Source organism: Okeania sp. SIO3B5, assembly GCF_010692555.1.
Lineage (GTDB): Bacteria > Cyanobacteriota > Cyanobacteriia > Cyanobacteriales > Microcoleaceae > Okeania.
In genome coordinates this window covers 1-10519 of the sequence record NZ_JAAHHG010000349.1, presented here as the reverse complement: position 1 = coordinate 10519, position 10519 = coordinate 1, and the positions used below count along the sequence as shown (strand labels likewise).

At 41.0% G+C, this 10519-nt stretch carries 3 protein-coding genes; 1 reads left to right on the top strand and 2 read right to left on the bottom strand.

Annotated features, from left to right (window positions below):
* On the bottom strand, nucleotides 1-4772 hold a 4772-nt coding region (locus F6K54_RS31350), incomplete at its 3' end, for an FG-GAP-like repeat-containing protein (RefSeq protein WP_293086660.1).
* Between the two features lie 432 nt (nucleotides 4773-5204).
* Nucleotides 5205-5396, bottom strand: coding sequence for a DUF4915 domain-containing protein (locus F6K54_RS31345; RefSeq protein WP_293086657.1), 192 nt, complete (start codon nucleotides 5394-5396; stop codon nucleotides 5205-5207).
* A 1212-nt stretch (nucleotides 5397-6608) separates the two neighbouring features.
* Between F6K54_RS31345 and F6K54_RS31340 the strand changes: the two genes are divergently transcribed.
* Nucleotides 6609-10397, top strand: coding sequence for an ExeM/NucH family extracellular endonuclease (locus tag F6K54_RS31340; RefSeq protein WP_293086654.1), 3789 nt, complete (start codon nucleotides 6609-6611; stop codon nucleotides 10395-10397).
* Nucleotides 10398-10519 lie beyond the last annotated feature (122 nt).

The window sequence follows — 10519 nt, the reverse complement described above, 5'->3', positions numbered from 1 at the left end:
GTGGTTGGTTGTGGAGGAGGTTCTGGTGGTGGTGCAGGTGATGGTGCGGGTCCGGAAGCTGGTTCCGGAGTAGGCTCTGGAGTAGGCTCTGGCGTTGGTTCTGGCGTTGGTTCTGGAGTAGGCTCTGGAGTAGGCTCTGGAGTAGGCTCTGGAGTAGGCTCTGGAGTAGGCTCTGGCGTTGGTTCTGGCGTTGGTTCTGGAGTAGGCTCTGGAGTAGGCTCTGGCGTTGGTTCTGGTGCTGGAGTTTGTTCTGGAGTTTGTTCTGGAGTTTGTTCTGGAGTTTGTTCTGGAATTTGATCTGGAATTTGATCTGGAGTTGGTTCTGGAATTTGATCTGGTGTTGGTTCTGGAATTTGATCTGGAGTTGGTTCTGGAATTTGATCTGGAGTTGGTTCTGGAATTTGATCTGGAGTTGGTTCTGGTGTTGGTTCTGGCGTTGGCTCTGGTGCTGGTTCTGGTGTTGGTTCTGGATTTGGCTCTGGTGCTGGTTCTGGTGTTGGTTCTGGTGTTGGTTCTGGTGTTGGTTCTGGATTTGGCTCTGGAGTAGGCTCTGGTGTTGGTTCTGGATTTGGCTCTGGAGTAGGCTCTGGAGTAGGCTCTGGAGTAGGCTCTGGATTTGGCTCTGGAGTAGGCTCCGGAGTAGGTTCTGGATTTGGCTCAGGTGTTGGTTCCAGAGTTGATTCCGGAGTAGGTTCTGGATTTGGTTCTGGAATAGGCTCTGGATTTGGTTCCGAAGTAGGCTCTGGAGTTGGTTCTGGAGTAGGCTCTGGTGTTGATTCCGGAGTTGATTCTAGAGTAGGCTCTGGTGTTGATTCCGGAGTTGATTCTAGAGTAGGCTCTGGTGTTGATTCTGGAGTTGCCTCTGGTGTTGATTCTGGAGTTGCCTCTGGTGTTGATTCCGGAGTTGATTCTGGAGTAGGCTCTGGTGTTGGTTCTAGTGTTGATTCTGGTGTTGCTTCCGGAGTTGATTCTAGAGTAGGCTCTGGCGTTGGTTCCAGAGTTGCCTCTGGAGTTGCCTCTGGAGTAGGCTCCGGAATTGGTTCTGGAGTTGATTCCGGAGTTGGTTCTGGCGTTGGTTCCGGAATTGGTTCTGGAGTTGTATCTGGCTTTGATTCGGGAGTTGATTCCGGAGTTGATTCCGGAGTTGATTCGGGAGTTAGTTCCGGAGTAGGTTCTGGCGTTGGTTCCGGAGTAGGTTCTGGCGTTGCTTCCGGAGTTGATTCCGGAGTTGGTTCTGGAATTGGCTCTGAAATTAGGTCTGAAATTAGCTGTAGAATTGGCTCTGGAATTTCCTCTGGCGTTGATTCGGGAGTAGGTTCTGGCGTTGATTCGGGAGTTGGCTCTGGAATTGGTTCCGGAGTTGGTTCCGGAGTAGGTTCTGGCGTTGCTTCCGAAGTAGCCTCTGGAATTGGTTCCGGAATTGGTTCCGGAGTAGGCTCTGAAATTAGCTCTGAAATTAGGTCTGAAATTAGCTCTGAAATTAGGTCTGGAGTTGGTTCCGGTTCAGTATCGTTATCAACGTTAGTAACAGTAACATCAGCAACGGCAATACCATCATACTCAACATCGCTGCTTGTTGCAGTTGTCTCTAATATAAAGTTGACATCCCCATCTACTTCTGTATCATCTACTCCTGTAACTGTTAATGTTTGCGGAATATCCCAATTTCCCGGAGTAAATGTAACGTTACTAATATCTACTGTGCCTTCTGTTGTATCATTTGAAGCAACTGCTACTACTACATCATCAGTAGGTTGACTGTTTAATACTATCTCAAAGCTTGCTGTTGTCTCATTTTCGCTTGTACTAATATTTGTGGGAGAAACAGTTATTCCTGGTGTGCCTTCGTTTTCGTCTGCTACAGTAACGGCAATAGTTTGGATATCAGTTCCACCATTGCTGTCTGATGCCGTTACTTCTAATTCATAAACATTGTCTTCATTTTCATCTGTTGGTAACTCGAAGTCAGGAACTGTATTGAATGTTATTTCTCCGCTATTTTCGTCTATTTCAAATAAGCCAGAATCTTCTCCTCCCATAATAGAATAAGTTATTGTATCCTCATCAACATCTTCGGCGGTTACAGTAGTTACCATAGTAGTGTTTTCGACTACTGTTGCTGTATCATTGCTAGTAATAGTAGGAGGATCGTTGACTGGAGTGACTGTTATATTAGCTGTATCGGTATCGCTACTAAATGCTGTTTCATTACCGTTGCTACTGACATCTACTTTGCCTCCCGCCGTGCCTAATGTTTGGTCCCAAGCTCGGAATGTTATGGCATCAACTATACTACCGTTATAGTTTTCATTTGGTGCCAATAATAGTCTGGTGTTATCATCTGCTCCTAATAACAAAGCACTGGTGTCGGAAACCGCTCCTACTTCTATCCAATTTGTGCCTTCATCTGTGCTGTAATGCCAAGTACCATTGGTTTCGTCTATTGTGGTAATAGCAATACCTATAACTGCATCGGTATCGGAGTCGGTGACGTTGCCTGTCGTTAGGGCAACTATTTCGCTGACTAGGTTGCCTACTATTCCAGTGGGAGTAGTGTCTTCCTCTACTGTGAATTCTATGTCGGCAGTTGCACCCGTAGCATCTAAAGTATTGTCTAATACTGGGGCATCATTTTCAGCCGTAACTATTATTTCTGCTGTTTGAGGGTTGCTTTCTAGGATGCCATCGTTGACTTTTATTGATATAGTCCGACTGGCGGTAGGGTTATCGGAGGTATTTTGGTAACTGATGGTTTCTATTAAAGCTTCGACTGCTGCAACAGTAGCATCAGTAGTGGTAAAATTGATTATTAGCTCGGAACCATTGACACCATTGTTAGTTCCATCTATGCTACCTATGGTGCTGCCTTCATAAGTAATATTCGTGCCATCGAATCCTATTTCACCTGTTCCTGTACCAATATTTGTAATTGTGAGTTGATCTTCAGTAGTATTGCCAACTGTATAATTAATAGTAATGTTACCACCATTGAAGTTATCGCTATCAGTAGTGAGCAAGACATCACTATCTATTATTTCTGCTGCTATATTAACGGCATTTTTTTTGAATGCAGCAGAGTTTAGATTACTTAAAACTGGGGCAGATATTGTTTCGTAGAGGACGATCTTATTATCCTCAAATAATGCACTTAAAATATCCACATCTCCATCAGAGTCAATATCAACGGCAAATACAGAAAATGCGTCACCAGCATTAGTAGAAATCACTTGTTCTGTAAAATTATTACTGCCATTGTTAAGGTAAGCTGCTATTTTGTTATCACCAAATGATGCACTTAAAATATCCACATCTCCATCAGAGTCTATATCTGCTGCAAATACTGATCTTGGATCATCAATATTAGTAGAGATGACTTGTTCAGTAAAGTTATTACTACCATTGTTAAGGTGAAGGGAAATTTTATCATCATTAAAAGCAGCAGATGCACTTAAAACATCCATATCTCCATCAAGATCAATATCTACAGCAAATACTGATAAAGGGGCTTGAACATCAACAATAGAGATAGAAGAGGTAGAGATGACTTGTTCGGTAAAATTATTGTTGCCGTTATTTAAGAGAACGGTTACTATTTCGTCAGTAGATAGTGAGGGCGAGAATATATTAAGAAGTGGATTGTAAGGTGATGTCCTTAAAACATCTATATCGCCATCGTTATCAATATCCACAGGAAATACTGAGAGAGAAGTTGTTGGTTCAGGGGATATTCCCTGTTCGGTAAAATTATTGTTGCCATCGTTGACATAAAGACGGACATCACCCTCATTACCGCCTACTAGCACTCCAAGAATAGCCGATATTGGATTACCTACAATATTTATACTCCCATTATTATTAACTGAACTATCTAAAATATCTATATCCCCATCATTGTCTATATCAACGGCAAATACTGAGAAGGTACCATGAGCAGTATTGGAAATCACTTGTTCTGTGAAGTTATTATTGCCATTATTGAGGTAGGCAGAAATTTTGCTATCACCAACAGATGAACTTAAAATATCAACATCTCCATCAGAGTCTATATCTGCTGCAAATACAGAAATAGCTCCATCTGCATTAGTAGAAATCACCTGTTCTGTGAAGTTATTACTGCCATTATTGAGGTAGGCAGCAATTTTGCCATCGCCCGCAGATGCACTTAAAACATCAACATCTCCATCAGAATCTATATCTGCTGCAAATACTGAAGTAGCAGCATCTGCATTGGTAGAAATAATCTTCTCTTTTGCTCCTATTACTTTAGAGTTTGGGGAATTATCTGTAATAGTTAGGGTTGCTGTTTCATTTCCGGCAATAGTTGTTACAGTATATTGTTCTGGTGCGTTGGTAGGTTCTTCGGTGAGGGTAATAGTGACTGTTTCTGCAGCATCGACAATGGTATCATCCCTGGGAACTATTTGTATGTCAACACTGGTTTGATCGTTGGGAATAACTACGCTACCTTTTTCTCCATCAAAAGTTACTGTGGTAGCTGTGTTGTCTAGGGTATGAACTCCTTTAATGTCGTAATCAATATTTTGGGTGGCAGTGCCGGAGATGGTAAAAAATACTGTAATCTCACCGCTGGTTTCAGTACCTCTGTGAATGGTGAAAGTTCCTGGAGTTGCTCCTGCTTCTGCGGGAGTTCCTGTGGCGGTGATGCTGACTCCATTACTCAAATCAACAGAAACAGTATCAGTTGCCGTTTCCCCTGCTAAGTCTGTGGCAGTAATATTGAACAAACCTGCTGATAATGTAGTTGGAACCATTTCTATTTCCTTATTAATGTATCTGTATTGGGCAAAAATATCAAAAGTCAAAAGTCAAAAGTCAAAAGTCAAAAGTCAAAAATAACAAAAATATAACAGGACTTACGCATCAACGCTATTGGTAGGGTGTGTTAGGGCTAGCGTAACTGAGCAAGACTCTATATATAGTGCCTTTGCGTAAGTCCTGTATAACTCAAAAGTCAAAAGTAAGAAATAAGAAGTTAAGAAGAAAATTATTGAACATAAGGAAATATTATTTCTTCTCTTGGTCTCGTGGATATGGCTCCGAGAGTTCGCCATCCCACCCTTCGGGAAGCTCCGCTTTTCATGTTGCGTAGCAAAACGACCGCTTTTTTCCCCTTAAAAGGGGAGGCTTCAAGGCGCGAATTATTAATTATTAATTATTAATTATTAATTATTAATTATTAATTATTAATTATTAATTATTAATTGCCCTCTGCCTTTCCTGATAAATGGTGGTTTCCAGAGCGGGACAAAACTATAGCGATCGCTCAATGTTGCCAAATGGTTAAATAAGGTATTAACAAATATAATTTGATGGTTGCCACTTTCCCATAGGGCCGTAGCTCCCCACAGTAGAGAATATCTAACTATTTCCTTCATAGAATTCACCCTTAAGACTGCCTACCTACTTATATATCCGTACAACTAACCAATTATGCAGTTTCCCAAAGTTTCATATCCTTAAGATTTGCTGAAAAAGCCTTTTGGTAAACGGAAGGAGTCAGATAAGTCAAAAGTCAAAAGTCAAAAGTAAGAAGCAAGAAGAAAATTAGGCATTGCTGAATTAAGGTATGAAAGTAGGTTTATAGGGAATAGGGAACACTTAACTGGGAACAGTTAATATTAACAAGTAGTTCAAACCATCCAAAATACAAAATCAAAAATATAAAATTATCAAATCATACCCAGAATCAGCAACGCCGAAAATTATAGTGGTCAATTAGAAGTCAGGAGAATAAGTCAAAAGTCAAAAGTCAAAAGTAAGAAGAAAATTATAGTGGTCAATTAGGAGTCAGAAGAATAAGTCAAAAGTCAAAAGTCAAAAGTCAAAAGTTAAGAAGTTAAGAAGTAAAATGAAGATAATATATAGTATAAATACTGAAGCAAGTTACCGATTTTATACCAATTTTCATGTTACAACTTGAATTGCGGAATGTGGAATTAAATCTCTGTGGTTAAAAATTGATTGATTTCACATAATCTTTACAAAACTGATAGGTAATATAAAGTTTCTACAAAGATATCGAGTTGTTAACTTAGACTTAACCCAATATTGGATGACATTTGTTTAGATTAATTAAGTAACTTAAAAATTACCAAGAAGTTGAGCATCAGCTCGCCGATAATATCTTGATTTTGTGTGTAATATCAAATCCGGTTAAACAGTCATAGAATGGTTAAGTCTTTAGAATTCAGAATTCAGAATTCAGAATTCAGGAGAAGAAAGATAAAACAAGATGAGCGTAGTTATGACAATTGGATATTTTTTTTATGTCCAATTAAGCGGATTTGATATAATATAATACCAATTTCTAAAAATAATGTTACGAATAACAAGAGTCATAAATAAACTTTCAAATAAAGTCTATTTGACGAAAAAGATAATTTAAAACATCAAAAATGGTATTAAATCTATCCATTCTGAATTATGAATTCAGAATTATGGATTCTAATAAATACCCTAGTTATTTGTAGCAAACATTTATCAAATTGGTATAACTCACATACTGAGAATAAATCACAAAGAATTATCAAACCAATACTAATAAGTCAAATACATTAACCTATCGCCAAATTAATTAGGAAATAGAAATGGCTGCAACAACTCTATCAGCAGGAGATATAGCCATTATTGGCTTTAACTTTGATAACCCAGACGAATTTGCCTTTACACCATTAGTAGATATAGGTGCAGGCACAGAAATTAATTTTACCGATAACGGTTGGCAAGCTGCTGGTACTTTCAGAGCTACTGAAGGTACTTTTACTTGGACAGCACCCACAGATATTGCTGCCGGAACAATAATTAATCCTACTGTCAGTAGTATTTTATTTTCAGCAAGTGGCGACCAAATTATTGCTTATCAAGGAGATAGTAGCAACCCCACCTTTATTTATGCCCTAAATAGTCAAGACAACCCCGGAAGATGGCAGTCTGACTCCACCAGTTCTAATACTTCCGCCCTACCAACAGGTTTAGTTAATGGCGAAACAGCAGTAGCTTTAGACGAAATTGACAATGCCATTTATACAGGTATTACTTCTGGAACACAAGCAGAATTATTAGCTGCCATTAGCGATAATTCTAATTGGTCTGGCAGCAATAGTCCTAGACAGACTATGCCAACAAACCCTTTCAACGTAAGTGCTGGTGATGGAGGAACAACCCCTTTAATCAGTGAATTCCAACCTAACCCCATAGGTACTGATCCTGCTCAGACAACCTTTGAACTCAGTGGAACACCAGGAGATTCCTTTGATGGCGTAATTGTTAGTATTGAGAGTGACAATACTAGCACTATGGGAACCGTAGATCGTGTGGCATCAGTTTCAGGAACTTTCGATGCCAATGGTTTGTTGAGTGTCGATATTCCTGATTTGGAAAACCCTTCATTTACAATAGCACTTTTGTCTGAGTTTACAGGAAGTACCTCTACAGACATTGACACTAACGATGATGGAGTAGCAGATGATCTATCAACTTTTGGTACAGTATTTGATGCTATTGGCGTACCTGATACAACAGGTGATGAAGCCTTCCTTTATGGTACAGACCTTGGTGGAATAGACTTTACCTATACGGGTGATGAACCCAGACTCATATTCCGGGATGGGAGTGTAGGAGACTTTTATGCTATCAACGATCCAGATGACGGTCAAGTTTTTGATGTTAATGGAACTGACGTAACTCCAGCTATCTTTGATACTGACCCCACTATTGGTACTGATACCTTTGGAACTATCAACCCTAGTGTTGGCAGTAGCGGTGGAACAACCCTTAATATTGCTGCCACTGACGCAGACAAAGCTGAAGGAGATGCAGGAACTACACCTTTCACCTTTACTGTAACTCGTTCTGGTGACACCACAGGTGCTACTTCTGTAGACTTTGCTATGACTAGCACCGAAGCTGATGCGACTGACTTTGGGGGAACATTACCTTCTGGTACAGTCAGCTTTGCGACCAATGAAACCAGCAAAGACGTAACAGTTAATGTCTATGGTGACACTGACTCAGAACTAGACGAAAGCTTCACTGTTACCCTATCTAACCCTTCCAGTGGCGCAACAATTACGACAGCAACTGTCGATGGCACAATTCAGAACGATGACAGTGTTGCATTCACTAAAATTCACGAAATTCAAGGTAGTAGTGCATCCAGTCCACTAGAAGGTCAAACAGTAACTATTGAAGCAGTTGTTGTGGGAGACTACCAGGATGGTGCTAGCGGAACAAACGGAGATTTGAATGGTTTCTTTGTTCAAGAAGAAGACGCTGATGCAGATGCAGATCCTTTAACCTCTGAAGGTCTTTTTATCTTTGATGACAACTCTCCTGCGGTAGACGTGAATATCGGAGATGTTGTTCAGGTAACAGGAACAGTTACTGAGTTTAATGAATTGACAGAACTCACTAATGTCACTGTTTCCATTCAAGGAACAGATACTTTACCAACTCCTGCTACTGTCAACTTCCCTGTTACTACCGTTGATGATCTAGAAGCTTTTGAGGGAATGGGAATAACAATTCCCGATACCCTATTTGTCACAGAATATTTCAACTTAGACCGCTTCGGTGAAATCGTCCTATCTTCTGATGGAGCAAGTAACGAACCAGGAACCGATGGTCGTCTGGATCAATTTACTGACTTTAATGCTCCAGATGTTGCAGGTTTTGCAGCTTATCAAGAAGCGATCGCTACCCGACGCATTGTTCTTGATGATGGTCAAACAGTTCAAAACCCCGATACAATTATTCATGGCCGTGGTGGCAACCCTCTCAGTTCTACCAATACTCTGCGGGGTGGCGATACTGTTGATAATCTCTCCGGTGTTCTCAGCTTTGGCTTTGGGGACTACCGAATTCAACCTGTTAACCCTATAGATTTCCAAGCAACTAATCCTCGTCCAGAAGCACCGGAAGACGTTGGTGGAGATTTGAAAGTTGCTAGCATCAACGTTCTCAATTTCTTTACTACTCTAGACGAAACTGGTAATCCTGGTAGCGGTCCCAACAGTCTTTCCCCTCGTGGTGCTGATAACCAAGATGAGTTTGACCGTCAAGTTGAGAAGTTAGTAACAACTCTGGAAGATATTGACGCGGATATTGTTGGTTTAGTTGAGTTAGAGAACGAATTTGGTTCAGACCAAAATGGTGACAGTCAGTTTGCCATTGAGATATTGGTTGATGAACTTAATGATCGAGTCGGTGCAGGGACTTATGCTTACGTCGATCCAGGGGTTCCTTTTGTGGATACAGGCGATGCAATTTCTGTTGGTGCAATTTACAAAACCGACAGCGTTCAAGTTGCTCCCGGAACAACAGTGGAAGTTCTCACAGATTCGGATTTGCCTGCTCTTGGTTTAGGAGGCACAGTATTTGATGGAGAGAATACTAACCGCGCTCCTCTTGCTGTCACTTTTGAAGAACTAGCTACAGGGGAACGCTTGACTGTATCTGTTAACCACTTTAAGTCTAAAGGCGGTACTGGAACTGGTGACGATGCAGATGCGGGTGACGGTCAAGGAAACTTCAATGGTACTCGTTTAAGAGCTTCTGAAGCTCTAAGTGCTTGGTTAAATACTGACCCTACTGGTAGTGGAGATAGTGACTTTTTGATTGTCGGCGACCTCAATGCCTACGCTCAGGAAGACCCAATTACATCCCTGGAAACAGAAGGTTACACAGACCTAATTGAGGAATTTGTTGGCAGTGACGCTTACTCTTTCGTATTTGATGGTCAATTTGGCTATCTTGATTATGCTTTAGCGAATGAGTCACTGTTATCTCAGGTAAAAGGTACTACAGAATGGCGCGTTAATGCTGACGAACCTGATGCTCTTGATTATAACCTTGATTTTGGACGCGATGCGAGTCTGTTTGACGGTCAAACACCGTTCCGCAATTCCGACCACGATCCCATCATAGTTGGTTTGAATTTGGAAAGCTCCACGCCTGGAGAAGTAATTGAAGGTACTCGACGTCGAGATAATTTGATAGGAACCGATGGCGATGATACTATTACTGGTTTCCGAAATCGAGATATTCTCACTGGTGGTGGTGGCGACGATACATTTGTGTACACTAGCATCGTAGATGCAAGAGATATCATTACTGACTTTGAAGTAGGTAGTGATAAAATTGACTTAGCTGCAGTATTTGATGGTGTTAGTTTTGTTGGAGTAGATCCCATTGCTGATGGTTACGTTGGTTTCCGTTCTCGTCGTGGAAATACTACTGTCGTGACTATCGATCCTGATGGTACTGCTGGTAACGCTCGCGCTCGTTCTTTCTTGTTAGTGCAAGATGTTAGTCCTGCGGAATTGAATAACCCAGAAAATTTCATTTTTTCAGATATAGTTCCACCTGAGCTAACCTAGTAAATATGATGGCGATCGCTTATCATGTCATGTCCGGTTGAATAGTTAGACTTTGGCGGAAGGAAGGCAGGAGGCAGGAGGCAGGAGGCAGAAGGTTTTCTCAAGAGTGTCACCTTAATTTA

Excerpts from the sequence above, each read along its gene's own strand:
- F6K54_RS31345 (WP_293086657.1), bottom strand. The coding sequence starts at position 5,396 with ATGAAGGAAATAGTTAGATATTCTCTACTGTGGGGAGCTACGGCCCTA.
- F6K54_RS31340 (WP_293086654.1), top strand. The coding sequence starts at position 6,609 with ATGGCTGCAACAACTCTATCAGCAGGAGATATAGCCATTATTGGCTTT.